This window comes from Halorhodospira sp. M38 (genome assembly GCF_022227985.1).
Taxonomy (GTDB): Bacteria; Pseudomonadota; Gammaproteobacteria; order Nitrococcales; family Halorhodospiraceae; genus Halorhodospira; species Halorhodospira halophila_A.
Genome location: NZ_JAJNQP010000021.1, coordinates 1 through 23,899, shown reverse-complemented (window position 1 = coordinate 23,899; position 23,899 = coordinate 1). Strand labels below are relative to the sequence as shown.

The 23,899-nt window shown below is 70.7% G+C and carries 25 protein-coding genes; 15 read left to right on the top strand and 10 right to left on the bottom strand.

Annotated elements, in window-relative coordinates:
• Positions 1 to 25 precede the first annotated feature (25 nt).
• Positions 26 to 598 carry a YfaZ family outer membrane protein gene (locus tag LRA98_RS10985; protein ID WP_238633301.1) on the top strand — a complete coding sequence of 191 codons (573 nt, stop codon included), beginning with the start codon at positions 26 to 28 and terminating at the stop codon, positions 596 to 598.
• A gap of 1 nt (position 599) precedes the next feature.
• Here LRA98_RS10985 and LRA98_RS10980 read toward each other — a convergent pair whose 3' ends face one another.
• Entirely contained in the window at positions 600 to 1,466 is an 867-nt protein-coding gene (locus LRA98_RS10980; RefSeq protein ID WP_238633300.1) for a sulfite exporter TauE/SafE family protein, read from the bottom strand.
• 47 nt (positions 1,467 to 1,513) lie between these two features.
• On the opposite strand from LRA98_RS10980, the gene LRA98_RS10975 reads away from it, so the two are divergent.
• Both LRA98_RS10975 and LRA98_RS10970 read left to right on the top strand, forming a co-directional pair.
• Positions 1,514 to 2,476 (top strand): complex I NDUFA9 subunit family protein, encoded by a 963-nt coding sequence (locus LRA98_RS10975; RefSeq protein WP_238633299.1) that lies wholly within the window; start codon positions 1,514 to 1,516, stop codon positions 2,474 to 2,476.
• Between the two features lie 3 nt (positions 2,477 to 2,479).
• Positions 2,480 to 3,736 carry a multifunctional CCA addition/repair protein gene (locus LRA98_RS10970; protein ID WP_238633298.1) on the top strand — a complete coding sequence of 419 codons (1,257 nt, stop codon included), beginning with the start codon at positions 2,480 to 2,482 and terminating at the stop codon, positions 3,734 to 3,736.
• Here the strand turns inward: LRA98_RS10970 and LRA98_RS10965 are convergent.
• Positions 3,733 to 4,914: a class I SAM-dependent methyltransferase gene (locus tag LRA98_RS10965; RefSeq protein WP_238633297.1), complete on the bottom strand. Its 1,182-nt coding sequence runs from the start codon at positions 4,912 to 4,914 to the stop codon at positions 3,733 to 3,735. The two genes, LRA98_RS10970 and LRA98_RS10965, sit on opposite strands and share 4 nt — an antisense overlap.
• 131 nt (positions 4,915 to 5,045) lie before the next feature.
• Between LRA98_RS10965 and plsY the strand changes: the two genes are divergently transcribed.
• The 3 genes from plsY to tsaD are packed head-to-tail and all read left to right on the top strand — an operon-like array spanning position 5,046 to position 7,266.
• Entirely contained in the window at positions 5,046 to 5,639 is a 594-nt protein-coding gene (plsY, locus tag LRA98_RS10960) for a glycerol-3-phosphate 1-O-acyltransferase PlsY (RefSeq protein ID WP_238633296.1), read from the top strand.
• Positions 5,636 to 6,211, top strand: a complete 576-nt coding sequence (locus tag LRA98_RS10955) for an L-threonylcarbamoyladenylate synthase (RefSeq protein ID WP_238633295.1) — start codon at positions 5,636 to 5,638, stop codon at positions 6,209 to 6,211. Before plsY ends, LRA98_RS10955 begins: the two co-directional genes overlap by 4 nt.
• Positions 6,212 to 6,258: 47 nt before the next feature.
• Positions 6,259 to 7,266 carry a tRNA (adenosine(37)-N6)-threonylcarbamoyltransferase complex transferase subunit TsaD gene (gene tsaD / locus LRA98_RS10950; RefSeq protein WP_238633294.1) on the top strand — a complete coding sequence of 336 codons (1,008 nt, stop codon included), beginning with the start codon at positions 6,259 to 6,261 and terminating at the stop codon, positions 7,264 to 7,266.
• Here the strand turns inward: tsaD and LRA98_RS10945 are convergent.
• The 3 genes from LRA98_RS10945 to dprA all read right to left on the bottom strand — a co-directional run bounded on the left by LRA98_RS10945 (position 7,259) and on the right by dprA (position 11,355).
• Positions 7,259 to 9,661 carry a DNA topoisomerase I gene (locus tag LRA98_RS10945; RefSeq protein WP_238633293.1) on the bottom strand — a complete coding sequence of 801 codons (2,403 nt, stop codon included), beginning with the start codon at positions 9,659 to 9,661 and terminating at the stop codon, positions 7,259 to 7,261. The two genes, tsaD and LRA98_RS10945, sit on opposite strands and share 8 nt — an antisense overlap.
• Positions 9,662 to 9,766: 105 nt before the next feature.
• Complete coding sequence (locus tag LRA98_RS10940; protein ID WP_011815110.1) at positions 9,767 to 10,237, bottom strand: DUF494 family protein; 471 nt, start codon at positions 10,235 to 10,237, stop codon at positions 9,767 to 9,769.
• Between the two features lie 2 nt (positions 10,238 to 10,239).
• Positions 10,240 to 11,355 (bottom strand): DNA-processing protein DprA, encoded by a 1,116-nt coding sequence (gene dprA / locus LRA98_RS10935; protein WP_370641510.1) that lies wholly within the window; start codon positions 11,353 to 11,355, stop codon positions 10,240 to 10,242.
• Between the two features lie 174 nt (positions 11,356 to 11,529).
• Here dprA and def point away from each other — a divergent pair, with 174 nt between their 5' ends.
• From def to hemF, 4 genes are read left to right on the top strand one after another with little or no spacing between them, the layout of a single operon-like run.
• Positions 11,530 to 12,039 carry a peptide deformylase gene (gene def / locus LRA98_RS10930; protein WP_201173335.1) on the top strand — a complete coding sequence of 170 codons (510 nt, stop codon included), beginning with the start codon at positions 11,530 to 11,532 and terminating at the stop codon, positions 12,037 to 12,039.
• Positions 12,039 to 12,971, top strand: coding sequence for a methionyl-tRNA formyltransferase (fmt, locus tag LRA98_RS10925; RefSeq protein WP_238633292.1), 933 nt, complete (start codon positions 12,039 to 12,041; stop codon positions 12,969 to 12,971). Before def ends, fmt begins: the two co-directional genes overlap by 1 nt.
• On the top strand, positions 12,968 to 14,257 hold the full coding sequence (rsmB, locus tag LRA98_RS10920; RefSeq protein ID WP_238633291.1) for a 16S rRNA (cytosine(967)-C(5))-methyltransferase RsmB: 1,290 nt from the start codon (positions 12,968 to 12,970) through the stop codon (positions 14,255 to 14,257). The genes fmt and rsmB overlap by 4 nt, the downstream gene beginning before the upstream one ends.
• A complete protein-coding gene (hemF, locus tag LRA98_RS10915) occupies positions 14,254 to 15,174 on the top strand; it encodes an oxygen-dependent coproporphyrinogen oxidase (protein WP_238633290.1) in 921 nt (306 codons plus the stop codon). Before rsmB ends, hemF begins: the two co-directional genes overlap by 4 nt.
• Positions 15,175 to 15,223: 49 nt before the next feature.
• On the opposite strand, the gene LRA98_RS10910 is transcribed toward hemF, so the two are convergent.
• Entirely contained in the window at positions 15,224 to 16,240 is a 1,017-nt protein-coding gene (locus LRA98_RS10910) for a class 1 fructose-bisphosphatase (protein WP_201173327.1), read from the bottom strand.
• A gap of 151 nt (positions 16,241 to 16,391) precedes the next feature.
• Here LRA98_RS10910 and LRA98_RS10905 point away from each other — a divergent pair, with 151 nt between their 5' ends.
• The gene (locus LRA98_RS10905; protein ID WP_201173325.1) at positions 16,392 to 17,660 is read left to right on the top strand and encodes a 6-phosphofructokinase; all 1,269 of its coding nucleotides are present in this window, start codon (positions 16,392 to 16,394) and stop codon (positions 17,658 to 17,660) included.
• Here LRA98_RS10905 and LRA98_RS10900 read toward each other — a convergent pair.
• Genes LRA98_RS10900 through LRA98_RS10890 form a run of 3 tightly spaced genes read right to left on the bottom strand, consistent with a single transcriptional unit; the run spans position 17,657 to position 20,563 of the window.
• Positions 17,657 to 18,925 carry a 3-deoxy-D-manno-octulosonic acid transferase gene (locus tag LRA98_RS10900; RefSeq protein ID WP_201241829.1) on the bottom strand — a complete coding sequence of 423 codons (1,269 nt, stop codon included), beginning with the start codon at positions 18,923 to 18,925 and terminating at the stop codon, positions 17,657 to 17,659. The two genes, LRA98_RS10905 and LRA98_RS10900, sit on opposite strands and share 4 nt — an antisense overlap.
• A 4-nt stretch (positions 18,926 to 18,929) precedes the next feature.
• Entirely contained in the window at positions 18,930 to 19,901 is a 972-nt protein-coding gene (lpxL, locus tag LRA98_RS10895; RefSeq protein ID WP_201173309.1) for an LpxL/LpxP family Kdo(2)-lipid IV(A) lauroyl/palmitoleoyl acyltransferase, read from the bottom strand.
• Positions 19,898 to 20,563: a protein-L-isoaspartate O-methyltransferase family protein gene (locus LRA98_RS10890; protein WP_201173305.1), complete on the bottom strand. Its 666-nt coding sequence runs from the start codon at positions 20,561 to 20,563 to the stop codon at positions 19,898 to 19,900. Before LRA98_RS10890 ends, lpxL begins: the two co-directional genes overlap by 4 nt.
• 156 nt (positions 20,564 to 20,719) lie before the next feature.
• On the opposite strand from LRA98_RS10890, the gene rpmB reads away from it, so the two are divergent.
• From rpmB to mutM, 4 genes are all read left to right on the top strand, one after another.
• Positions 20,720 to 20,956 carry a 50S ribosomal protein L28 gene (gene rpmB, locus LRA98_RS10885; protein WP_201173302.1) on the top strand — a complete coding sequence of 79 codons (237 nt, stop codon included), beginning with the start codon at positions 20,720 to 20,722 and terminating at the stop codon, positions 20,954 to 20,956.
• Positions 20,956 to 21,126 carry a 50S ribosomal protein L33 gene (rpmG, locus tag LRA98_RS10880; protein WP_011815098.1) on the top strand — a complete coding sequence of 57 codons (171 nt, stop codon included), beginning with the start codon at positions 20,956 to 20,958 and terminating at the stop codon, positions 21,124 to 21,126. Before rpmB ends, rpmG begins: the two co-directional genes overlap by 1 nt.
• Before the next feature lie 159 nt (positions 21,127 to 21,285).
• The gene (locus tag LRA98_RS10875; protein WP_238633289.1) at positions 21,286 to 22,560 is read left to right on the top strand and encodes an EAL and HDOD domain-containing protein; all 1,275 of its coding nucleotides are present in this window, start codon (positions 21,286 to 21,288) and stop codon (positions 22,558 to 22,560) included.
• 18 nt (positions 22,561 to 22,578) lie between these two features.
• Complete coding sequence (gene mutM / locus LRA98_RS10870) at positions 22,579 to 23,391, top strand: bifunctional DNA-formamidopyrimidine glycosylase/DNA-(apurinic or apyrimidinic site) lyase (protein WP_238633288.1); 813 nt, start codon at positions 22,579 to 22,581, stop codon at positions 23,389 to 23,391.
• 6 nt (positions 23,392 to 23,397) lie between these two features.
• Here the strand turns inward: mutM and LRA98_RS10865 are convergent, their stop codons facing one another.
• A complete protein-coding gene (locus LRA98_RS10865) occupies positions 23,398 to 23,778 on the bottom strand; it encodes a hypothetical protein (protein WP_238633287.1) in 381 nt (126 codons plus the stop codon).
• Positions 23,779 to 23,899 lie beyond the last annotated feature (121 nt).

The following is a 23,899-nucleotide window of genomic DNA, read 5'->3' as shown; positions in this document are numbered from 1 at the left end:
GGCAGACCTCAGCGGGGAGACGAGCATGATCAAGCGGATCGCGGCGGTGGCGGCCCTGGCACTTTGGGCGACAGCCCCGATGGCGCGGGAGCTGGACATCAATCTTCACGACGACGCCGCGGAGGTCGGGTTCTACTTCCCGCCCACCGAGGAGATGTACGTCGAGGATGCCGATCTGGGCGGCAGCCTGTTCTTCAACGACGACGGGGATGTCGCCCTCAGCGGCATCGTCCACGTCACCGGGCCGCCGGCCGAGGGGTTCAGCCCGCTTCAGTTCGGGGCCGGGGCCAAGGGTTACATCATCTACGCCGACGAGCCCGAACGCACCGTCGGCGCCTTGGCTCTGGGCGGTTCCGCGCGATTGAGCATACCGGCCCAAGTGCCCCAGGCGCTGGTCATCCGCGGCCATGTGGCGCCGAACATCACCGCCTTTGGCCGCGCCAAGCGCGTCTTCGAGGGCTCGGTGCGCTACAAGCTCGATTTCACGCCGCGGGCGAGCGCCTACCTCGGCTACCGCTACCTGCGCCTGCACATGTCCAGCGACAGCAACCAGAACCTGGACAACAATATCCACCTGGGCGTCCGGGTCCAGTTCTAGCTTAGGTGAGCAGCAGGCGCAGGGCGATGACCAGCAGCACGCCGGCGAAGACCTGGCGCAGCCGCCGTGCCGGGACGCGATGCGCCAGCCGGGCCGCAGCCGAGGAGGCGAGCAGGCTGGCGGCGACGATCCCGGCGAACGCCGGCCAGTAGATGTACCCGGTGGCGCCGGCAGGCAGCTGCGGCTGCCCCCAGCCGACGAGCACATAGCCGAGCGCTCCGGTCAGCCCCAGGGGCAGGGCGGTGGCCGACGCAGTGCCCACCGCCCGGTGCATGGGGACGCCCCGCCAGAGTAGGTACGGCACGGTGACCGTACCGCCGCTGACCCCCACCATCGCCGACAGCGTGCCGATGCCGCCCCCGACCCCGCCGAGCACGCCGCTGCCCCCGCCACCGCCGCGCCGCGGCGGCTGCCAGCCGCTGAGCATGTAGAGCGAAACCAGCAGCAGGAAGATCCCGAACAGGCGCTGCAGGGCCGCCCCGTCCAGGTAGGCGGCCAGCACCGTGCCGAGGATGGCCCCGGCGGCCATGCCGGTGCCCAGGCGCAGGAACAGGGGCAGGTCCACGGCGCCGAGTCGGTAGTGGCTGCGCGCCGAGCCTACGGAGGTCACCACCACCGTTGCCAGCGAGGTGCCGATGGCCAAGTGGGTGGCCACCGCCGGGTCGAAGCCGAGCATGGCGAAGACCAGCAGCAGGACCGGCACCACCACGATCCCGCCGCCGACCCCGAACAGTCCGGCCGTCAAGCCGGCCAGGCAGCCGGCACCGAGGTAGATCAGCAATTCGAGCACCGGCCGAGTGTCGGCGGGATCAGCCCGCGGTGCAAGGGGTGGCCCGGCGTCGTTGAAAAGTTGCGCATAAAAGGCCACGGTATCGCACCGTAGCGATCGTTATTCGGTTCTTCAGGAGACCGTTCATGGACGCGAAGACCGTCTGTATCGTCGGCGGCACCGGTTTCGTCGGGATGCACGTGGCCAACCGGCTCGCCGGGCGGGGGTACGCGATACGGGCGCTGACCCGCCGCTACTACCGTGGCCGCGACCTGCTGCCCTTCCCCGGGCTGCGACTGATCGAGGCCGACGTCCACGACGAGCGGCAGCTGGTGCGCCACTTCAGCGGTTGCCACGCGGTGATCAACCTGGCCGGCGTGCACACCGGGCGCAGTGGGCCGCGGGAGGACGCCTACCGCGAGGTCCACGTGGACCTGACGCGGCGGGTGCTCTCCGCCGCGCGCCGGGCCAGCGTCCCGCGCTATGTGCACCTGAGCGCGCTGGGTGCGCACCCGGACGCGGCGAGCCTGTTCCAGCGCACCAAGGGCGAGGGCGAGCAGCTGGTGCTGGCCGCCGACGCGGACCAGATCGGTGCCACGGTGCTGCGCCCGTCGGTGATCTTCGGCGGTGGCGACCGGCTCCTCAATCGCTTCGCCCGGCTGCTGCGCTTCGCCCCGGGGCTCTTTCTCCTGCCCACGCCGGATGCCCGCTTCCAGCCGGTTTTCGCCGGGGATGTGGCCCAGGCGGCGATCAACGCCATGGAGGACCCGAGGACCGCCGGGCGCGGCTACGAGCTCTGTGGACCGCGGATCTACACCCTGCGCGAGCTGGTCGAGTACGTGGCCGAGCTGCGCGGCCTGCGCCGCCGGGTCATCGGCCTGCCCGACAGCCTCTCCCGGCTCAGCGCCCGGGGGCTGGGTCTGCTGCCCGGCCGGCCTTATACCCTGGATCAGTACCGCATCAGTGCCACCCCCAACTGCTGCGCCGAGGATGGCCTGGCGGCACTGGGCATCCAGGCGAATGCGCTCGAGGCCATCGCCCCGACCTATCTGGGCACGGCCGGGCGCCAGGCGCAGTACCAGCAGGCCCGGCGCGAGGCCGGCCGCTAGCCCGTGGAATGCTATCGCGTCGGTGGTGCGGTCCGTGACCGGTTGCTCGGGCGACCGGTGGAGGAAGTCGACTGGGTGGTCGTGGGGAGCACCCCGGCGGCCATGGAGGCTGCCGGCTACCGGCCCGTGGGCAAGGAGTTCCCGGTCTTCCTTCACCCGCAGACCGGTGAGGAGTATGCGCTGGCGCGCACCGAGCGCAAGACGGCGGTCGGCTACCACGGCTTCGAGTTCCACGCGGCACCGGATGTGACCCTGGAGCAGGACCTGGCCCGGCGCGATCTGACCATCAACGCCATGGCCGAGGATGACGCGGGCAACCTGATCGACCCCTTCGGTGGCCGGGCGGATCTGGAGGCCCGGCGCCTGCGCCATGTCACCGAAGCCTTTGCCGAGGACCCGGTGCGCATCCTGCGCCTGGCGCGTTTCGCGGCGCGTTTCGCCGATGCGGGTTTCGTCGTCGCCGAAGACACCATGGCCTTGTGCCAGCGCATGGTCGATGCTGGCGAGGTTGACGCCCTGGTCCCGGAGCGGGTGTGGCAGGAGCTGGCTCGGGGCCTGATGGAGCCCGCGCCGCGGCGCATGATCGAGGTCCTGCGCGAGGCCGGCGCGCTGGCCCGGGTCCTGCCTGAGGTGGACGCGCTGTTCGGCGTGCCGCAGCCGACCGCCTACCACCCGGAGGAGGATGCCGGTCTCCACACCCTGCTGGCGCTGGACGCCGCCGCGGCCCTCGGCGCGCCGCTGGAGGCACGGTTCGCCGTGCTGCTCCACGATGTGGGCAAGGCCCTCACCCCGGCGGAGGCGCTGCCCCACCACCCGGGGCATGAGGAGGCGGGGGTACCCGCGGCACGGCAGGCCAGCGAACGCCTGAAGGCCCCCCGGGCATGCCGTGATCTCGCCATCCTGGTCACTCGCTGGCACCTGCACGCCCACCGGGCCCTGGAGCTCCGTCCGGGCACCGTGGTGGAGCTCTTCGAGGGCCTGGATCTGTTCCGTCGCCCGGAGCGACTGGAGCCGTTCCTCGACGCCTGTCGGGCGGATGCGCGTGGACGCCCCGGGCGGGAGGGCGCGACGTGGCCTGCCGGTGATTTCCTGCGCGCCGCCTTCGAGGCGTGTCGTGGGGTGTCGGCGCGCGCCTTTGTCGATCAGGGGCTGCGTGGGCCGCAGGTGGGCGAGGCCGTGCGCGAGGCGCGCTGCAGGGCAGTGGCCGGCGTGCCCCGCCCGGGACGGGGTGGCGTACACACCGGCCCCGCGGGGGACTAGAGCGTGCCGCGCCGGTCGGCCAGGGTGAACCCGCTCAGCGGGCCCTGGTAGCCGCGGCCGAGGGCGAGCACCTTGAAGCGCTCGCCCATGTCGCCGGGGTGGGTCAGGCGCTGGACCTGGTTGCTGATCGCCAGCTGGCCGGCGGCATCGGCACCGGCGAGTTCTGTCTCGGCGAGTTGGTCCAGGCCCGCTGCCATGAGGAACGGCCCCTGGGGGGTATAGCCGAGGACCTCCAGGCCGCCGGCCAGGGCCGCATCGGCCACGGCGGTGAAGTCGACGAAAGCGGTGATATCCTGCAGCCCCGGCAGGAAGAACGGGTCGTCGTGGGCGCGGTGGCGGAAGTGGCAGAGCAGGGTGCCGCGGTGGCGCTCGCTCAGGTAGTACTCGCGGCGCGGGTAACCGTAGTCGAGCCAGAGCATCACCCCCTGCGGCAGGGCGTCCGCCAGTCCCCGCAGGAACGGCGTGAGCCGGGTGCAGACCTCTGAGACATAGCCCTCGGGCAGGGGCGCATCCAGGCGCGCCTCGATGCCGGCGACGGCCTGCTGCAGTCCGTCGTCGGCGGGCAACTCGGTCCAGGTGAAGCCGTCGCCGGTGGGGCGCACCCCCAATTCGCGGACCCCGTCGCCGCGCTTGACGAAGCGGCGCACCGGCAGGGCGTCGAGGACCTCGTTGGCGATCCACACCGCCGGTTGGGGATCGGCGGGGAGGCGCTCGAGCCACTCGACGCGCCCGAGCAGGTGGGGGACGCGGCAGGCCAGGGCCTGCTCCTGTTCCTGGCGCAGGGCGGCGCTGACCTCGAGCATGCGCCAGCGCCGGGGCAGGCGATCGAGCTGCTCGAGCTCGGCCAGCGCGTCGGCGGCCAGCCGTCCGGTGCCGGGGCCGAGCTCGATGACGTCGCCGCCACCCAGGTGGTCGAGGATTTCCGCGGCCTGCCGGGCCAGGGTGCGGGAGAACAGCGCGCTGAGTTCCGGGGCGGTGGCGAAGTCGCCGCCGGCGCCGAAACGCGCGGCACCGCCGCGGTAGTAGCCGAGGCCCGGTTCGTAGAGGGCCCGGTCCATGAACGCCTCGAAGGGCATTGCGCCGCCGGACTCGTTCATGGCCGCGCGCAGGCGCTCACACAGGCGGCGGCTGGCCTCCCGGGCCGCCGGGTCCAGGTCGTCGGGGTCGTATCGGCTCATGGCCGAGAGTGTCAGGGGCAATGCGCCGCGTGACAAGCCGTATCGTCGGCGCGGCGTTTCCGGTATACGGTGGGGGGCGGCCGCGCCGCCTGACCCTTGCAACGCCTGAAGGATCAACAGAGACTTGCGCCATGCTCGATGTCATCCTCGTCATCATCGGTTATCTCATCGGTTCGGTCTCCTCGGCCATCGTCGTCTGCCGGGTCATGAACCTGGGCGATCCGCGCCAGGGCGGTTCCGGCAACCCCGGGGCGACCAACGTCCTGCGCCTGGCCGGCAAGGGGCCGGCCGGCATCACCCTGGTCGGTGACTGGTTCAAGGGCACCTTCCCGGTCCTGCTCGCCTGGCTGGCCACCGAGGATCCGGTGGTGGCCAGTGCAACGGGCCTGGCGGCCTTCTTCGGCCACCTCTTCCCGGTCTATTTCCGCTTCCAGGGTGGCAAGGGCGTGGCCACGGGGCTGGGCGTGATCCTGGCCTGGTCGCCGCTGGCGCTGCTGGCAACCGCCGTCACCTGGCTGGCGGTGGCCGGCGCCTTCCGCTACTCGTCGCTGGCGGCGGTGGTGGCCTTCGCCATGGCGCCGATCTACATGCTCTGGCTGTCGGCCTCGCCGGTGCTCACCGCGGCCACCGCCATCCTCACGGTGGCCATCGTCTGGCGCCATCGGGAGAACATCGTCCGCCTGGCCGCCGGGGAGGAAAACCGCATCGGTTCCTCGGATTCATGAGCCGGCGCCCGACCGGGGCCAGCGCCTATCGGATCCGGCACGCGGCTGCGATGCTGCGCGACGGCGGGGTGGTGGCCTATCCCACGGAGGCGGTCTGGGGGCTGGGTTGCGATCCGCGCCGGCGCGAGGCCGTGGCCCGGCTGCTGACCCTCAAGGGCCGGCCCGAGCGCCAGGGCCTCATCCTCATCGCCGCCGGGGTGGAGCAGCTGGAGCCGTTCCTGGCACCGTTGCCCCAAGCCTGGGCCGAGGCGATCCACGCCAGCTGGCCGGGGCCGATGACCTGGGTGTTGCCCGCCTCGGCGCAGGCACCGGGCTGGGTCAGCGGCGGGCGCGATACCCTGGCCGTGCGGGTGACCGCCCATCCGGTGGCGGCCGAGCTGTGCCGCGCCTTCGGTGGGGCGCTGGTCTCGACCAGCGCCAACCCCTCGGCGGGGCGGCCGGCGCGCAGCGCCTCCCAGGTGCGCCGTTACTTCGGCACGCGGATCGATGCCCTCGTGCCCGGTCGTCTGGGTGAGCTGGAGCGCCCGACGCCCATCCGCGACGGTCGCAACGGGGCCTTCCTGAGGCGCTGAGCTGCTGAGCCGACGCTTACCAATCCCCTGGATCGGAGACTGCCCGGGTGCGTGTATTAGGTATCGAGAGTTCCTGTGACGAGACCGCCGCGGCGGTCCACTGCCGCCGCGAGGGGCTGCTGGCCCACGCCGTGCACAGCCAGGTGGCCGATCACGCCGCCTACGGCGGCGTGGTCCCGGAGCTGGCCTCGCGGGATCATGTGCGCAAGCTCCCGGGGCTGGTCAGCGGTGTGTTGCGCGACGCCGGGCTGGAGCCGCAGGACCTGGGCGGCGTCGCCTGGACCCGCGGTCCCGGCCTGCCCGGGGCGCTGATGGTCGGTGCCGCCTACGCGCGTACCTTCGCCTGGGCCCGGGGGCTGCCGGCGATCGGTGTCCACCACATGGAGGGCCATCTGCTGGCGCCGCTGCTCGAGCCGGATCCGCCGGCCATGCCGCTGGTCGCGCTGTTGGTCTCCGGGGGGCATACCATGCTGGTCCAGGTGGCCGACTTCGGTCGTTACCGGGTCCTCGGGGAGTCGGTGGACGACGCCGCCGGCGAGGCCTTTGACAAGACGGCGCGGCTGCTCGGCCTGCCCTATCCCGGGGGGCCGTCCATCGCCCGCCTGGCCGCCGAAGGGACCCCGGGCGCGGTGCGCCTGCCGCGGCCGATGACCGACCGCCCGGGGCTCGATTTCAGCTTCAGCGGGCTGAAGACCGCCGTCCTGCATGCCGTCGAGGCTGCCGGGGACGACCCCCAGGGGCGGGCGGACATTGCCCACGGTTTCCAGGAGGCGGTGGTGGATACCCTGGTGATCAAGTGCCGCCGGGCCATTGAGCAGACGGGGGCGCGTCGGCTGGTGGTCTCGGGTGGGGTCGGCGCCAACGCCCGGCTGCGCGAGCGGCTGGCGGAGGCCGGCGAGGCGAACGGTTTCACCGCCCACTACCCGCGCTTGGAGCTGTGTACCGACAATGCCGCGATGATCGCCTACACCGGTCTACGCCGGCTCGAGGCCGGCCACCGCGACGACCTCGACTTCAGCGTGCGCCCGCGCTGGCCGCTGGCCGAGCTCAGGTAGTCGCCTTGCTGCGGCCGCGGCCGCCGCCCTTGGAGGCGCCGCCGCGGCGCCCCTTGCGGGCCGGTGCCTTGGCGATCAGCTCCTGGCACTCCTCGTGGGTGAGGGAGTCCGGCTCGCGGTCCTTGGGCACCTTGGCGTTCTTCTCGCCGTTGGTGATGTAGGGGCCGTAGCGCCCGCGCAGGATCTGAATCCCGTCGCCGAAGTCGTGGATGATGCGGTTGGCGTCGGCCTGCTTCTTCTCGCGCACCAGCTCGTGGGCCCGCTCCTTGGTGATGGTGTACGGGTCCTCGTCCTTGGGGATGGAGACGAACTTCTTGCCGTAGCGCACGTAGGGTCCGAAGCGGCCGATGCTGACCTGAACGTCCTCACCCTCCTCGGTCTCGCCCATATCCCGCGGCAGTTTGAACAGCTGCAGGGCCTCATCGAGGGTGATCGTGTCGATGCTCTGGCCGGGGCGCAGGCCGGCAAAGCGCGGCTTCTCATCGTCGTCCCGGGAGCCGAGTTGGGCGAACGGCCCGTAACGGCCGATGCGCACGGTCACCGGCTTGCCGGTCTTCGGATCGGTACCGAGCTCGCGAGCCTGCACCGCCTCCTGGCGCGAGACGTTCTTCTTCTCCTCGACCCGCTCGCGGAAGGGCTCCCAGAACGCCTCGAGGACCGGCACCCAGTCCTGCTCGCCGCGGGAGATGGCGTCCAGGTCGTCCTCGAGCCGGGCGGTGAAGTCGTAGTCGACGTAACGGTCAAAGTGCTCGGTGAGGAACTTGTTGACCGTGCGCCCGATGTCGGTGGGGATGAAGCGCTTGCCGTCCATCTCCACGTAGTTGCGGTTCTGCAGCGTGGAGATGATCGAGGCGTAGGTGGACGGCCGGCCGATGCCGTACTCCTCCAGGGCGCGCACCAGGCTCGCCTCGGTGTAGCGCGGCGGCGGCTCAGTGAAGTGCTGCTCGGCGCGGATGGCGTGTAGCTCCACCTGCTCGCCTTCCTCGAGCTCCGGGAGGAACTTCTCGCCGGAGTCGTCCTTGCCGTCGTCACTGCCCTCGCGGTAGACGACCATGAAGCCCGGATCGGCCACCGTGGAGCCGGTGGCCCGCAGCAGGTGGCGGGCGTCGGCGTCCGCGGCCAGGTCGACGGCCACCGTGTGGATGGTGGCGTGCTTCATCTGCGAGGCGACCGCCCGCTTCCAGATGAGGTCGTAGAGCTTGCGCTGCTCGTCGTTGAGGTAGGCACGCACATCGTCCGGGTGGCGTGCCGCCGACGTGGGCCGGATGGCCTCGTGGGCCTCCTGGGCATTCTTCGAGCGGGTCTTGTAGACCTGCGCCTTGTCCGGGAGCCTGTCGGCCCCGTAGCGATCCGTGATCGCCTGGCGCATCTCGGTGATCGCCTCGCCGGAGAGGTTCACGGAGTCGGTCCGCATGTAGGTGATCAGGCCGACGGCGCTGCCCTCGCCGACGTCGATGCCCTCGTAGAGCTGCTGGGCGATGCGCATGGTCCGGCTGGCGGTGAAGCCGAGCTTGCGCGATGCCTCCTGCTGCAGGGTCGAAGTGATGAACGGTGCTGCCGGATTGCGGCGGCGCTGCTTGCGCTCCACCGAGGCGACCCGCAGCGTCCCGATGACCTCGGTGTCGCCATCGCCGACGGGGCCCAGCCGGGACGGGTCCGCCTGGGCCCGGGCCGCCTCGCGCAGCGTGCGGTCCACTTCCTGCGCGTGGGCCTCGTCGGTGATGGTGAACTGGCGAACCTTCTCGCCGTGGAGTTGCGAGAGCTTGGCCACGAAGGGCTGCTGCGCCTTGGCCGCATCCGCCTCGACGCTCCAGTACTCCTGGGGCTCGAACTGCTCGATCTCGGTCTCACGCTCGCAGATCATGCGCAGCGCGGGGCTTTGCACACGCCCGGCGGAGAGGCCGCTGGTGATCTTGCGCCAGAGCAGCGGCGAGAGGTTGAACCCGACCAGGTAGTCCAGGGCGCGGCGGGCCTGCTGGGCGTTGACCAGCTCCTCGGAGATGTCCCGCGGGTGGTCCATGGCCTCCTGGATGGCGCCCTTGGTGATCTCGTGAAAGACCACCCGGTAGACCGGCTTGCCGTCCAGGATCCCCTTGTCGCGGAGCAGCTCCACCAGGTGCCAGGAGATGGCCTCGCCCTCGCGGTCCGGGTCGGTGGCCAGGTAGAGGGCATCGGCTTTCCGGGCCGCCTTGGCGATGGCATCGACGTGTTTCTGGTTCTTGTCGATGGGCGCGTACTTCATGGCGAAGCCGCTGGACGGATCCACCGCCCCCTCCTTGGGGACGAGGTCACGCACGTGGCCGTAGGAGGCCATGACCTCGTAATCGGAACCCAGGTATTTGTTGATCGTGCGCGCCTTGGCAGGCGACTCGACGATGACGAGGCTTTTACCCATGCAGAGCCGTTCGTGTATGTAGAGGAGGGCGGTCGGGTGGCGACCGAAGGGCGGTGCCGGGCCGTGGAACCGGCCGCCGCGCCGGGGCGCGGCGGCCACCCGTCGTCAGTGGACGAGGTGCGTCGGGACGTCGAACATCAGGTTCTCCATCCAGTTGTACGCCTCTTCCTCGCCGGGGCGATTGAACAGGACCATGAGGATGACCCATTTGACCGTATCGAGATCCACCTCGTGGTCATCCAGCGCCAGGATCCGGTCGAGCACCAGCTCGCGACTTTCCGCGGTGAGAATGCCGACCTGCTCCAGGTAGAGAATGAACCCGCGCGTCTCGGTGTCCAGGCGCGCCAGCTCGGGCTCGCCGAACAACCGGATCGACGACTTGCCCGACGGGGCGGCCGGCAGTACGCGGGAGTCGGCCAGGGCGTCGAGCCACTCGAACGCCTTGCGGATCTCCATCGCGCTGAAGCCGGCCTCGTGGAGCTCGCTCTCGAGCGAGTCCCGATCGCCGGGTTCCTCGTCGTTGTAGAGGTAGTTCTCGAACAGGTACATCAGGACTTCGAAAACGTTCTGCTTCATCTTCAGCCCTCTGGCCCGCGCCGCTGATACCGGCCCCCGGGTATCGCAGTCACCAGGCCTTTCAGCTCCATGGTTAGCAGAATGGATGAAAGCCTATCGAGCGTCAATCCAGACCGCTGCTGGAGGGTGTCGAGGGTGAGCGGATCGTGGCCGAGGGCCGCGAGGATGCGCGCCTCGTCCGGATCCGCGGCTGGACTGGTCGAATCCGAGGGGGCGTTCACGGGGGCGCTGCCGACCGTGCCCGGGAGTTCTTCCAGGATATCGTCCACCGATTCTACCAGCTTGGCACCCTCCCGCAGAAGCGCATGGCACCCGCGGGCCAACGGGTCGTGGATGGATCCGGGTACGGCGAAGACCTCGCGGCCCTGTTCGGCGGCGAGCCGGGCGGTGATCAGCGAGCCGCTGTGGCGGCCGGCCTGAACGACCACCACCCCCAGCGACAGGCCGCTGACGATGCGGTTGCGCCGCGGGAAGTGGGCCGCCAGCGGTCCGCAGCCGGGGGGCAGCTCGCCGAGGACGGCGCCGGAGGCGAGGATCCTGGCGTGGAGGCGGCGGTGGCGGGCCGGATAGATCCGGTCCGGGCCGGTGCCGACGACCGCCAGCGTGGTGCCGCCAGCCTCCAGGGCACCGCGGTGGGCAGCGGCATCGATGCCTGTGGCCAGGCCACTGGTGGTGGCGACCCCGGCTCGTGCCAGGCCTGCGGCCAGGTCGTGGGCCAGGTCGCGCCCGGCGGCGGTGGCGTGGCGGCTGCCGACGATGGCCACCTGAGGGTGGTGCAGGGTCGCCGGGTCGCCGGCGACGAACAGTAGCGGTGGCGGGTCGGGGATCTCGGCTAGCTGCCCCGGGTAGCCCGGCCGCGCCAGGCGCAGTAGGTGGCGCGCCCCCGGGCCGTCCAGCCAGCGGGCATCGGCCCGGGCGGCGGCCCAGTCCGGGGCGAGGATACCGGCCTCCGTGGTGGCGTCGAGACCCAGACTGCGCAGGGCGCTGCGCCCGGCCCGGAAGACCGCCTCCGGCCCGCCGAAGGCCGCCATCAGCCGGGACCAGGTGCGCGGGCCCACGCCGGGAACCCGCGCCAGGGCGAGGGCGTGGTAGGTGTCGTCGTCCATGTCGTTGCTCACCGTCCTTGGCAAGGGACCGATACGTTGCCCGGCGGCGGCGGGCGGGCGCAAGGGCGGGGTTGCTGCGGAAGCGGCTCTCGGATGCGCCGTAGAAGCATTCCAGGTTGTGGCTGCCCTCCGAGCGCCGGTGCGTTACAATCGATGCGTCACTCAACAATAGGCGCAGCATCGCTCATGGCCCTCCTCGATATCCTTGTTTACCCCGACCCCCGCCTCCGCGAGCGGGCCGAGCCCGTCGCGGAGGTCGATGACGCCGTCCGCCGTCTGGCAGACGACATGCTTGAAACCATGTACGAGGCTCGCGGCATCGGGCTGGCCGCCACGCAGGTGGGGGACCGCCGGCGGGTGGTGGTGATCGACGTCTCCGAGGAGCGCGACGAGCCGCGGGTGCTGGTCAATCCGGAAATCCTCGAGGCCACCGGTGAGGCCAGTGGCGAGGAGGGGTGCCTGTCCATTCCGGGCTACTACGACGACGTTGCGCGGGCAACGCGGGTGCGTTACCGGGCGCTGGAGCGCGATGGCCGGGTGGTCGAGGACGAGGCTGAGGGCACCCTGGCCGTCTGCCTGCAGCACGAGATCGACCACCTCGAAGGTCGGCTGTTCATCGATTACCTCTCCGAGCTCAAGCGCAAGCGGGTGCGCAAGCGTATGGAGAAGCGTGAGCGGTTCAGCGCGGCGGGCTGATGGCGGCACGGATCATCTTTGCGGGAACGCCGGAGTTCGCGGTGCCCGGCCTCGATGCTCTGGTCGAGGCCGGCGTGCCGCCGGTGGCTGTTTTCACCCAGCCTGATCGCCCCGCCGGTCGGGGACGCCGGCTGACGCCGCCGCCGGTCAGGCGTGCCGCCGACCGGCACGGGCTGACCGTTCACCAGCCCGAGCGCCTCGGCTACGAGGAGGCAGCGCGGATCCGTGAGCTGGCACCCGACCTGATGGTGGTGGTGGCCTACGGCCAGATCCTGCGGCGCAACGTGCTGGATGCACCACGCTGCGGGTGCGTGAATGTCCACGCCTCGCTGCTGCCGCGCTGGCGGGGGGCGGCGCCCATCCAGCGCGCCCTGCTCGCCGGCGACGAGCAGACCGGCGTGACCCTGATGCAGATGGACGAGGGCCTGGATACCGGACCGATGCTCGCCCGCGAGGGGACTCCCATCAGCGCCGACGAGACCGCCGGGTCCCTCCACGATCGACTGGCCCGGATCGGCGCCGACCTGCTGGTCGCGCACCTGGCGGACATCCTGGCCGGAGCCATCACCCCGGAGCCCCAATCCGAGGAGGGCGCCACCTACGCCGCCAAGCTGACCCAGGCCGAGAGCTGGCTCGACCCCGCCGAGCCAGCGGAACAGCTGGAACGCCGCGTGCGCGCACTGGCGCCGGTGCCCGGGGCGCGGATCCATCTGGGGGGGACGCAGGTGCGGGTGCTGGCGGCGCGGGCTTGCCCCGGCCGCCCCGACGATCAGGCCGGTACCGTGGCGGCGGCCAGTGGCAGTGGCATCGAGGTCGCCACCGGCGAGGGGCGGCTGTGTATCACGCGGCTTAAGCCAGCCGGTGGCCGTGAGCAGAGCGCTGCCGATTACCTCAACGGGCGTCGCCTGGCGCCGGGAGAGCGCGTTCAGTGAGTACCCCTCCGCGGGTGGCCGCGGTGCACGTCCTCGAGCGGGTTCTGGAGCGCGGCGAGACCCTGGACGAGGCCCTTGAGGGGCAGTTCACCCGCGTTGCCGAGCGCGACCGGCCGCTGCTCCAGGCGCTGGTCTACGGGGCGCTGCGCTGGCTGACCCGGCTGGAGGCCCAGGTGGCCACCCTCACCCCCCGCGATGACTGGCGACGGGATCCGCTGCTGCGCGCTCTGCTGGTGCTTGGTGCGTGGGAGGCCCAGGGGCTTGCCACACCGGCCCACGCGGCGGTCTCGGAGTCCGTCGACGCGGCGCGCAGGCTGCGTCGGGCCCGGGCCGCCGGCATGGTGAATGCCATACTGCGCAAGCTGCACAAGGCCACTCCGCCCCTGCCGACGGACGAGGCCACGCGGTACGCACTCCCGGGCTGGCTGGCCGAGCACCTGCGTGGCGCCTGGCCGGAGGATTGGCCCGCGGTGGCCGAGGCCGGCAATGCCCACCCGCCGATGACCCTGCGCGTGGACCGCGCCCGTATCCCCCGCCCGGCGTGCCTGGAAGCGCTGGCCGAGCGCGGGGTCGCGGCACAGCCCGGGGCCGTCGCACCCACCGCGGTGATTCTCGACGATCCGGTACCTGTGGCCCGCCTGCCCGGGTTCGCCGAGGGGTGGCTATCGGTGCAGGACGAGGCCGCGCAGCTCGCTGCCCCCCTGCTCGACCCGCAGCCCGGCGATCGCGTGCTCGACGCCTGTGCCGCCCCCGGCGGCAAGACGGTGCACCTGCTCGAACACGCCCCGGCGGCGACGGTGACCGCACTCGACCGCTCGGTGCGCCGGCTGCGGCAGGTGCGCGACAACCTCGCCCGCGCCGGCCACGAGGCCCACTGCGTGGCCGCCGACGCCGCCAATCCCGATGCCTGGTGGGACGGCGAGCCGTTTCAGCGCATCCTCCTCGACGCTCCGTGTACGGGCAGCGGCGTGATCCGCCGCCACCCCGATATCAAATGGCTGCGCCGGGCCGACGATCCGGCGCGCATGGCCCCGGCGCAGCGCCAGCTGCTCGACGCCCTTTGGCGGGTCCTGGCGCCGGGCGGGCGGCTGGTCTACGCCACCTGCTCGATCTTTCCCGAAGAGAACGAAGCGGTGGTGGCCGGGTTCCTGGCCGAGCAGCCCGACGCCTCGCGGGGGCCGTTGCCGGCGGTTGGCCGCCGCACCGGCGCCGGGTGCCAGATCCTGCCCGGCGAACAGGGCATGGACGGTTTCTTCTACGCCTGCCTGGAACGGAGCGTGGAATGACGGATGCGATGCCGGCTGACGGCCTGCAGCGTGTGCACGATTGGCTGGTGACCTGGCAGGGGCGGGTCTGCAGAGCCATCGAGAGCTGGGACGGACGCGGTGCCTTCCACGCCGACCGCTGGCAGCGCCCCGGAGGCGGTGGCGGCGAGAGCCGCGTGCTCAAGGGCGGGCGGGTGATCGAGCAGGGTGGGGTGAATTTCTCCCACGTCCGGGGCGATGCGCTGCCCGATACGGCCACCGAGCGACGCGCTGATCTGGCCGGCCAGCCCTACGAGGCGGTGGGTGTATCGCTGGTGCTGCACCCGTGGAACCCGTATGTGCCGACCACCCACGCTAACCTGCGCCTGTTCGTCGCCGGCGAGCCGGGTTGCGGCGCCCAGTGGTGGTTCGGCGGCGGCTTCGATCTGACCCCGTACTACCCCTTCGACGACGACTGCCGCCACTTCCACCGCCAGGCCCGGGCGGCCTGCGAGCCGTTCGGCGAAACCGTCTATCCGACGTTCAAGCGCTGGTGCGACGAGTACTTCCGGCTGCCCCACCGCGATGAGCAGCGCGGCATCGGCGGGCTGTTCTTCGACGATCTCAACGACTGGGGGTTCGAGGCGAGCTTCCGCTTCGTGCAGGCGGTAGGTGGGGCGTTCCTGGACGCCTACGGTCCCATCGTCGAGTCCCGCCGCGACCATCCCTACGGTGAGCGCGAGCGGGAGTTCCAGCTCTACCGGCGGGGCCGGTACGTGGAGTTCAACCTCCTGCAGGATCGCGGGACCCGGTTCGGGATCCAGTCGGAGGGGCGGACCGAATCGATCCTGATGTCGCTGCCGCCCCGGGTGCGCTGGGAGTACGGCTTTGAGCCAGAACCCGGGAGCCCGGAGGCCCGTCTGACGGAGGCGTATCTGGTCCCCCGCGACTGGGCGTGAACGCCCTGCGCCCCCGGGCGGGGCGCAGGGCGTCCGGTTCGGGCGCGCGTCAGCCCTCCCGGTGGTAGCTGGTAACCTGCTCCACCTCGTTTTTGGAGCCGAGGACCACCGGTGCCCGCTCGTGGATGTCGGTCGGATCGAGCTCAAGGATCCGCTGCCGGCCGGTGGTCGCGGCGCCGCCGGCCTGCTCGACGATGAGGCTCATGGGATTGGCCTCGTACATCAGGCGCAGGCGGCCGCTTTGTCCCTTGGCCTTGATCTTGGCGTCGAGCGGGTACATGAACACCCCCCCGCGGCAGAGGATGCGGTGGACCTCGGCGACCATCGAGGCCACCCAGCGCATGTTGAAGTCCTTGCCCCGCGGCCCCTCCTTGCCCTGGAGGCACTCATCGATGTAGCGCTGGACCGGTTCCTCCCAGTGACGCTGGTTGGAGACGTTGATGGCGAATTCCTTGGTGTCCTCCGGGATCTGCACGTCCTTGCGGGTAAGGATGAACTCGCCGAAGTCGCGGTTGAGCGTGAACATCTGCACGCCCTGGCCCTTGACCGCGAGCACCAGGATCGTTGACGGCCCGTAGAGGCAGTAGCCGGCGGCCACCTGCTCCGTGCCGCGCTGGAGGAAGTCCCCGGTCGAGGGCTTTTCGCTGCCCTGCGGGGCGCGGACGATGGAGAAGATCGTGCCCACGGAGACGTTCACGTCGATGTTCGACGAGCCGTCGAGCGGATCGCACAGCAGCAGGTAGCGGCCCCGCTGGGACGGGTTGGGCAGGGGGTAGATGTCGTCCATCTCCTCGGAGACGAGCCCGGCGATGTGGCCGTTCTGGGTCAGGGCCTCGATGAAGACCTCGTTGGTGACCACGTCGAGCTTCTTCTGGGTCTCGCCCTGGACGTTCTCCGAGTCCGCCGACCCAAGCATGCCGACCAGGTCGCCCTTGTTGACCAGGTCCGCGATGCGCTTGCAGGCGACGGAGATGTCGTTGAGCAGGCCGGTGAATTCGCCGGTGGCCTCCGGCAGGTTGCGCTGCGTCTCGATGATGTAGTTGGTCAGAGTCGTACCGATGTGCATGGTTTTCTCCCCTGGCGTGCGGTTTCCATGGCTTCTTTAATATCAACCGAGGACATCCGCCGCCGATGGCGCGGCGGCGGCAAGCGTTCGGCGCATTCCTCCGGTACATTGGTGCGCAAGCCCATAAGCGTCAACACACAAGTCTGATCGCATGCCAAAGAACGCACTATATGCTCAGTCCGGCGGCGTCTCGGCGGTCATCAACGCCAGCGCCTGGGGCGTCATCGAGGCGGTGCGCGGCCATCCGGCCCATTTCGGCACCTGCTATGCGGCCCGCAACGGGATCCTCGGGGTGCTCGAGGAGGAGATCATCGACCTCGACGAGGAGGATCCGCTGACTCTCGCCGCGCTGCGCCACACGCCCGGTGGCGCGTTCGGGTCGTGCCGCTTCGACCTCGGCGATCTCCACGCGGACCGGGCGCAGTACGAGCGCCTGGTGGAGGTCTTCCACGCCCACGACATCGGCTACTTCTTCTACAACGGCGGTGGCGGCTCCATGGATACCGCCCACAAGGTCGCGCGCATCGGCGACGAACTCGGTTACCCCATCACCGCCGTCGGTGTGCCCAAGACCATCGACAATGACCTGGGCATGACGGATACCAGCCCTGGGTTCGGGTCGGCGGCGAAGTTCATCGCCACCGTGGTCCGCGAGGCAAGCCTCGACGTCGAGTCGGCCCACACCACCTCGACCCGGGTCTTCATCCTCGAGGTGATGGGGCGTCACGCCGGGTGGTTGGCGGCGGCGGCGGCACTGGCTCAGGAGTATGACGGCCGGCCGCCAATGCTGATCCTCTTCCCCGAGAGCCCCTTCGATCTGGGCGACTTCCTGACCCAGCTGCAGATGGCGATCCGCACCCACGGCTACTGCGTGGTGGTTGCCTCGGAGGGGCTGAAGAACCCGGATGGCTCCCTGTTCTCGGTGGCGCAGAGCCATGACATCTACGCCTATACGCAGCTCGGCGGCGTGGCGCCGCGGCTCGCCGAGATCATCCGCCAGGAGACGGGGCACAAGCTGCACTGGTCGGTGGTGGACTACATTCAGCGGGCGGCCCGGCATCTGGCCTCGCGCACCGATGTCGAGCAGGCCTACGCCGTCGGGCGGGCTGCCGTGGAAGGGGTGGTGGCCGGCCGGCATGGCTTCATGCCGGTGATCCGCCGTGAATCGGACCAGCCGTATCGCTGGTCCATCGACCGGGTACCGCTCGAGGAGGTGGCGAGCATCGAGCGCGGGTTGCCGCCCTCGTTCATCTCGCCGGACGGCTACGGCATCACCGCCGCCTGTCGCGACTACCTGCGACCGCTGATCGAGGGCGAGGACTATCCGCCGTTCGAGCGCGGACTGCCCTGCTATCCGCGTATCCGCGGGGTACTACGCCCCCAGCGCTGCCCGCCGTTCCGCGCCGAACCGCCGGGTTAGTCCCCGGTCGGCGGCGCTCCGGCGCGCGACTCAACGTGGGCGAGGATGGCGTCGGCGTAGAGGCCGGCGGTGTCCTGCGCCGCCTGCACCGTGGCTGCCGCCTGCTCGCCCATCTCCCGGCGGGTCCGGGGATCCTGTGCCAGCTCGGCGATGGCGTGGCGCAGGTCGGTCTCATCGAAGAACCGCTGCGCCCCGCCGGCGGCCAGCAACCGCTCCGACTCTTCGGCAAAGTTGCTCATGTGCGGCCCGAACAGGATGGGCTTGCCCAGCCGGGCCGGCTCCACCAGGTTCTGCCCGCCGCGGCGGATCAGCGAGCCGCCGATGATCACCGTCTCCGCGCCGGCCATAAAGGCCTCCAGCTCCCCCAGGGTGTCGGCTACGTAGATGTCGGCCCACTGCCAGTCCTCGCCGGCCGAGCGCAGCGCCACCCGGAAACCGGCCTGCTGCAGCGACTGACGGATCGCCGGCCCGCGCTCTGGGTGGCGCGGGACGATGACCAGCAGCTGCGGCACGTCCCGCTCCCTGCGCGCCTCGGCCCAGCAATTGGCGATGCGGATCTCCTCATCATCATGGGTCGAGGCGGCCACCAGCGCCGGGCGCCGGAAGGCGAACGGCTCCGGGGGTGGGGTGATCGGCGGGGCCAGTTTCAGGCTGCCGAGGGTGTGCAGACGCTCGGCGGGGACGCCGAAGCCGGCGAAGCGCCGGGCGTCCAGGGTGCTGCGGGCCAGGATGAGATCGACGTGGGCTAGGGCCTTGCCCTGCAGCCGCCGGATCACCGCGGCCCCCTCGACGGTGCGATCGGAGAGCCGGGCGTTGGCCAGCAGCAGCGGGATGCTTCGCCGTGCGGTGGCGGCATAGAGATTCGGCCAGATCTCCGTCTCCAGGATCACCGCCGCGCGCGGCTGGAAGGTGTCCAGAAAGCGGCGCACCGCCCCGGGCCAGTCCAGTGGCAGGTAGGCGTGGCGGGTGGCGGCGGGCAGTACGTGGGCAGCGGTCTCGGCGCCGGTGGCGGTGGCCGTGGTGACCAGCAGTGGCAGCCCGGGTCGGCGCGCGGCGAGGGCGTGGACCAGCGGGGCTGCGGTGCGCACCTCGCCCACCGAGGCGCAGTGCAGCCACAGCGGCTGGTCCGCCTCGGTCAGTCCGTAGTATCCGCGGCGCTCGCGGCGCATGCGGGCGCCGCCGCGCTGGCGAGTGCTGCGCACCAGCCACAGCCAGATCAGCGGTGACAGGCCGTAGAGCAGGGCGGTATAGACGGGTTTGAGCATCGGTTCAGTAGCGCGGGGGCTCACCCTCGGGTCGGGATTTGAAGCGTTTACGTACCCAGAAGTACTGCTCCGGCTGATGCCGGATCCATCGCTCGATCAGTTGGTTGATGCGCGCGGTGTCGGCGTGGATGTCGCCGCTGGGGAAGGCCTCCAGTGGCGGCTCAAAGACCAGCCGGTAGCGCCCACCCGGCAGCCGCTGCGGGTAGTAGGGCAGCACGATGCAGTCGGTGCGCTCGGCCAGTCGCGCGGTGGCTGGTGTGGTGGCCGCCTGGATGCCGAAAAACGGCGCGAAGATGCCGCCGCGCCGCGGGGCGATGTTCTCGTCCGGCGCGTACCAGATGATGTCGCCGCCCTTGAGCGCGCGGATCATGCCGCGCATGTCTTGGTTGGAGATCACATCCTCGATGCGGCGGCGCCGATTGCGCCGGATCAGGGTGGCCACCAGCGGGTTGCGGTCCTCGCGGTAAAGGGCCTTGAACGGCGTGATCTGACGCACCCGGGCGCCGCTGAGCTCCAGGCCAAGCATGTGGCAGGTCAGCAGCAGGACGCCGCGACCGCTGTCGCGTGCGGCCTCGAGATGCTCTTGGCCGTGGACCTCGAAGAGCTCGGCGATGCGCTCCATGGGCAGCCACCAGCCCATGGCCGTCTCCACCACGCCTATGCCCATCAGCCGGAAGTTCTCCCGGGCGATGGTCTGCCGGCGCTGGGCGGAGAGTTCCGGGAAGCTCAGCTCCAGGTTGCGCAGGGCCAGCCGGCGCCGCTCCCCCGCCAGATGCCAGGCGAGTTCGCCGATCGCGGCGCCGATGGCCATGCGCGCCCGGTGGGGCAGGGCCACCACGCCCCGCAGCAGACCCAGCTGCAGCCACACCCCCCAGAAGCGCGGATGGAGGAAGCGCAGCTGCAGCAGGCGGTCGTCCTTCGGGGTGGGCCGGGCCCCGCGGCGTCGGCCCTTGGGGGCGGTCACGGTGTCGCTCAAAGCTTGAATGGGTTCCTCTTGGTCAGGCCGCGCAGCGGCGGTACCGCGGTATCGAAGACGCTCTGGGTGGACCAGGCGTTGGGCCCGGTGCGCGTGATGCGCAGGGCCTCCATCATCGGGCCGCTGCCGACGATGACGAACAGACGCCCGCCGATGGTCAGCGAGCTGTGGAAGCCGTCGTGGAGCTCCGGCAGGGAGCCAGTGACGGCGATCACGTCGTAGTGCTGGCCATCGTGCCAGCCGCTGGCAGCGTCGCCCTGGGCCAGCTCGATCTGCTCGCCCAGCCCGGCGGCCCCGAGCCGCTGCTGCGCCTGCCGGTGCAGGTCGGCTTGGAGCTCGACGCTGGTTACGTGGCCGCACAGGTGGGCCAGACAGGCGGTGACGTAGCCGCTGCCGGTGCCGATCTCCAGCGCCTTCTCGCCCGGGGCCGGGTCCAGTTCCTGGAGCATCCGCCCCTCCAGGCGGGGCTCCATCATGACCTCGCCGTTGCCCAGTGGCAGCTGCAGGTCGCTGTACGCCATCCCGCGCAGGTGCTCCGGCACGAACGCTTCTCGGGGGATCTCCTCCAGCACCTCCAGCACCCGCGGCTCGAGCACGTTCCACGGGCGGATCTGGCGGCGGATCATGTTGTCGCGTGCCGAATCAGTCACGCTTTGTGTCATTATAATCTCCTCCCCTCATCCCTGGAGCGATGGGCAGGGCAATCGTAGGGGGTCTGGTCGGGCGCGGCAAGCACTCCTTGCGTTGGCCGCCGGATGCTGGTATAAAAACCGCCTTTTCCGGCGGCTGCCGGCGAGCTGGGATTGAGGAGCGTAGTTATGTCCAAGGTCTGCCAAGTCACCGGCAAGCGTCCGGGTACGGGAAACAACGTTTCCCACGCCAACAACAAGACGCGCCGGCGTTTTCTGCCCAACCTGCACGATCACCGCTACTGGGTGGAGAGCGAGAATCGCTGGGTACGGCTGCGTGTCTCCGCCAAGGGCATGCGGATCATCGATAAACGCGGCATTGACGCGGTGCTCGCCGACATGCGGGCCCGTGGGGAGAGGGTCTAATGGCCGGGAAGAGCGCACGCGAAAAGATCAAGCTGGTGTCGAGCGCCGGCACGGGCCACTTCTACACCACCGACAAGAACAAGCGGAACACCCCGCACAAGCTTGAGATGAAGAAGTACGATCCGGTGGTGCGCAAGCACGTGACCTACCGCGAGACCAAGCTCAAGTAACACCGACGGCGTCCCCATGCGCCGTGTGGCGAACGGGCCCGGCTGCCTTCGGCACCGGGCCCGTGTCGTTTCGGGGTTCCGATCGCGCTTGACCGGTCCGCCTGGCTCGAAGACCCTTGCAGCCAGCCCCCCAACGCTGCATCGTGGAGAGTCCCTGCCATGTCGGAGGTCTTCCTGGCTCGTCAGCCGGTGTTCGACCGCGAACTGCGAGTCTGCGGCTACGAACTCCTCTACCGCGGCGGGCGCGAGGACTCGGCCCGTTTTGTCGACGGCGACGCCGCCACTGCCACGGTCATCCTCAACGCCTTCATGGAGATCGGGCTCCGCGCGGTCACCGGCGGGCAGCCGGCGTATCTCAACCTCACCCGTCGATTCCTCCTGCAGCAGCCCGTCCCGTTCCCGCAGCACGAGGTGGTCCTTGAGGTCCTGGAGGACATTGAGCCGGACGCCGAGCTGAGGGGGGCGCTGTGCCGGCTGTCACGGCAGGGCTACCGCATTGCCCTGGATGACTATTTGCTCGACGGCTCGGGGCGGGAGCGCCTGCTGCCCTGCGTGGACATGGTCAAGGTGGACGTGCTCGGTATGGCGCCGCAGGAGATCGTCCGCCACGCTCGGACTCTGCAGCGCCAGGGGGTGCCCGCCCTGCTCGCCGAGAAGATCGAGAGCCAGGAGGTTATGGAGCTCTGCCGCGCCGCGGGGTTCGATTACTTCCAGGGCTTCTTCCTGTCGCGGCCGTCGACCCTCTCGCGGCGCTCGGTGCCGCACAACCGCCTGCCATTGCTGCGCCTGATCGCCTCGCTGCAGCGCCCGGAGCTGGATGTCCGCGAGATCGAGCGGATCATCGGCCAGGACGTCTCGCTGTCGTACAAGATCCTGCGTTACCTGGCCTCGCCGCTGTTCCCCACGCGGGATATCGACAGCATCCGTGCCGCCGTGCTCTATCTGGGGCGGCGGCAGCTGGCCAACTGGGCCGTGCTGCTGGCCATGACCTCCTACGGCGATCAACCCTCCGAGCGCATCGTGGCCCTACTGGTGCGTGCGCGCACCTGCGAGCAGCTCGTCCGGCACCGCCACGGTGGCTCGGACCCCGGAGCGGCGTTCACCGTCGGTCTGTTCTCGGGGCTCGATGCGGTGCTCGATGCGCCGCTGTCGGTCATCTGTGCCGAGTTGCCGCTGAGCACCGAGGTGCGTCAGGCTCTGCTCGAGCTTGAAGGCCCTTACGGCGGCATCCTCGCGGCGGTGCTGGCCCAGGAGCGCGGCGACTGGGAGCGCCTGGCCGGAAGCGGTATCGAGCCGCTGCAGGTCAATCACCACTACCTTGAGGCGCTGCGCTGGGCGGACGCCCAGTGGGCCTGGCTGGCCCATCTCTCCCGGGCCGAGCACGCCGATCGGCACCCTTCCCTGCGCCGGCGCAGCCCGCCGTCATCGTCTTGATCCGGGTGGAGCCGCCGCGTGCCTGAGCTGCCCGAGGTGGAGACCACCCGCCGTGGCCTGCAGGAGCACCTGGTCGGCCGGGTGCTGCGGCGCGTCGTGGTGCGCCAGCCGCAGCTGCGTTATCCCGTGCCGGAGGGGCTGGAGGTGGCGGTGGCCGGGTGCCGGGTGGTGGCCCTGGAGCGTCGCGCCAAGTACCTGCTCATCCGGCTCGAGGGCGGTCCCTGGCTGCTGCTGCACCTGGGCATGTCCGGGAGCCTGCGCTTGGTGGCGGCGACCGATGCGCCCGGGCGGCATGACCACGTCGATCTGGTGCTCGACGACGGCCGCGCCCTGCGGCTGACCGACCCGCGGCGTTTCGGCTGCCTGCTCCTCGGCGAGGGCGACCCCGAGGCCCATCGGCTGCTCTCCCGCCTGGGGCCCGAACCGTTGGGGCCGGCGTTCGACGGCGCGTATCTGCACCGCGCCGCCCGGGGGCGCCGGGTGGCGGTGAAGGCCTTCCTGATGGATGCCACCGTGGTGGTCGGGGTCGGGAACATCTACGCCAACGAGGCGCTCTTTCGTGCCGGGATCCGCCCGGATCGCGCCGCCGGGCGCATCGCGCGGGTGCGGTACGAGCGCCTGGCCGGGGCCGTGCGGGAGGTTCTGGAGGCGGCGCTGGCGGCCGGTGGCACCACCCTGCGCGACTTCACCGACGGCGCGGGGCGGCCGGGGTATTTCGCCGTCGATCTGTCGGTCTACGGCGGCTCCAGCTGCCCGTCCTGCGCCAGCGCGCTGCGCCAGCTCCGGGTGGCGCAGCGCGGGACCTGGTTCTGCCCCCGCTGCCAGCGCTGAGCGTGCTCAGAGCGCCGGCTGCCCCAGCCACAGGCCGATGGCGAACAGGGTCATGAACAGCAGGATGATGAACACGTCGCGCAGCATCCGGAACAGGTCGTCGAGCTTGGGGACCGGGGCCCGCACCCCGTAGTCCCGTGGGTCGAGGGTCCCTTCGTCGGCCCGGGCGATGATCTCCCGGGCCAGTTCCCGCGCCCACGGTGGGGTGCAGTCCTGATCGCGCATGTATAGCCCGAAGAGACGGTCCAGGTCCTCGCGCCGGGCAATGCGCCGGAACTGGTGCCAGTGGGCGAGGGCGAAGAAGTCGTACTCGGAGATCTGCAGCAGCTGGGCCGCCTCGAGTACGCTGTTGTCGTAGACCAGCGGCTTGAACCACGACCAGGCCATGACGCCCTCCTTGCAGGGTCGGGTCAGGGAACGCGGCGGACGCGCAGGCGCAACGCCTCCGCCACGGCCGGATGCACGAAGCGCGAGACGTGGGGGGGGCGGGGGGGGGGCGCCCCCCCCC

What these genes read in the sequence shown, in the direction of transcription:
- LRA98_RS10985 (WP_238633301.1), top strand. Translation starts at nt 26, where the DNA reads ATGATCAAGCGGATCGCGGCGGTGGCGGCCCTGGCACTTTGGGCGACA.
- LRA98_RS10975 (WP_238633299.1), top strand. Translation starts at nt 1,514, where the DNA reads ATGGACGCGAAGACCGTCTGTATCGTCGGCGGCACCGGTTTCGTCGGG.
- LRA98_RS10965 (WP_238633297.1), bottom strand. Translation starts at nt 4,914, where the DNA reads ATGAGCCGATACGACCCCGACGACCTGGACCCGGCGGCCCGGGAGGCC.
- plsY (WP_238633296.1), top strand. Translation starts at nt 5,046, where the DNA reads ATGCTCGATGTCATCCTCGTCATCATCGGTTATCTCATCGGTTCGGTC.
- LRA98_RS10955 (WP_238633295.1), top strand. Translation starts at nt 5,636, where the DNA reads ATGAGCCGGCGCCCGACCGGGGCCAGCGCCTATCGGATCCGGCACGCG.
- LRA98_RS10945 (WP_238633293.1), bottom strand. Translation starts at nt 9,661, where the DNA reads ATGGGTAAAAGCCTCGTCATCGTCGAGTCGCCTGCCAAGGCGCGCACG.
- LRA98_RS10940 (WP_011815110.1), bottom strand. Translation starts at nt 10,237, where the DNA reads ATGAAGCAGAACGTTTTCGAAGTCCTGATGTACCTGTTCGAGAACTAC.
- def (WP_201173335.1), top strand. Translation starts at nt 11,530, where the DNA reads ATGGCCCTCCTCGATATCCTTGTTTACCCCGACCCCCGCCTCCGCGAG.
- fmt (WP_238633292.1), top strand. Translation starts at nt 12,039, where the DNA reads ATGGCGGCACGGATCATCTTTGCGGGAACGCCGGAGTTCGCGGTGCCC.
- hemF (WP_238633290.1), top strand. Translation starts at nt 14,254, where the DNA reads ATGACGGATGCGATGCCGGCTGACGGCCTGCAGCGTGTGCACGATTGG.
- LRA98_RS10910 (WP_201173327.1), bottom strand. Translation starts at nt 16,240, where the DNA reads ATGCACATCGGTACGACTCTGACCAACTACATCATCGAGACGCAGCGC.
- LRA98_RS10905 (WP_201173325.1), top strand. Translation starts at nt 16,392, where the DNA reads ATGCCAAAGAACGCACTATATGCTCAGTCCGGCGGCGTCTCGGCGGTC.
- LRA98_RS10900 (WP_201241829.1), bottom strand. Translation starts at nt 18,925, where the DNA reads ATGCTCAAACCCGTCTATACCGCCCTGCTCTACGGCCTGTCACCGCTG.
- LRA98_RS10890 (WP_201173305.1), bottom strand. Translation starts at nt 20,563, where the DNA reads ATGACACAAAGCGTGACTGATTCGGCACGCGACAACATGATCCGCCGC.
- rpmB (WP_201173302.1), top strand. Translation starts at nt 20,720, where the DNA reads ATGTCCAAGGTCTGCCAAGTCACCGGCAAGCGTCCGGGTACGGGAAAC.
- rpmG (WP_011815098.1), top strand. Translation starts at nt 20,956, where the DNA reads ATGGCCGGGAAGAGCGCACGCGAAAAGATCAAGCTGGTGTCGAGCGCC.
- LRA98_RS10875 (WP_238633289.1), top strand. Translation starts at nt 21,286, where the DNA reads ATGTCGGAGGTCTTCCTGGCTCGTCAGCCGGTGTTCGACCGCGAACTG.
- LRA98_RS10865 (WP_238633287.1), bottom strand. Translation starts at nt 23,778, where the DNA reads ATGGCCTGGTCGTGGTTCAAGCCGCTGGTCTACGACAACAGCGTACTC.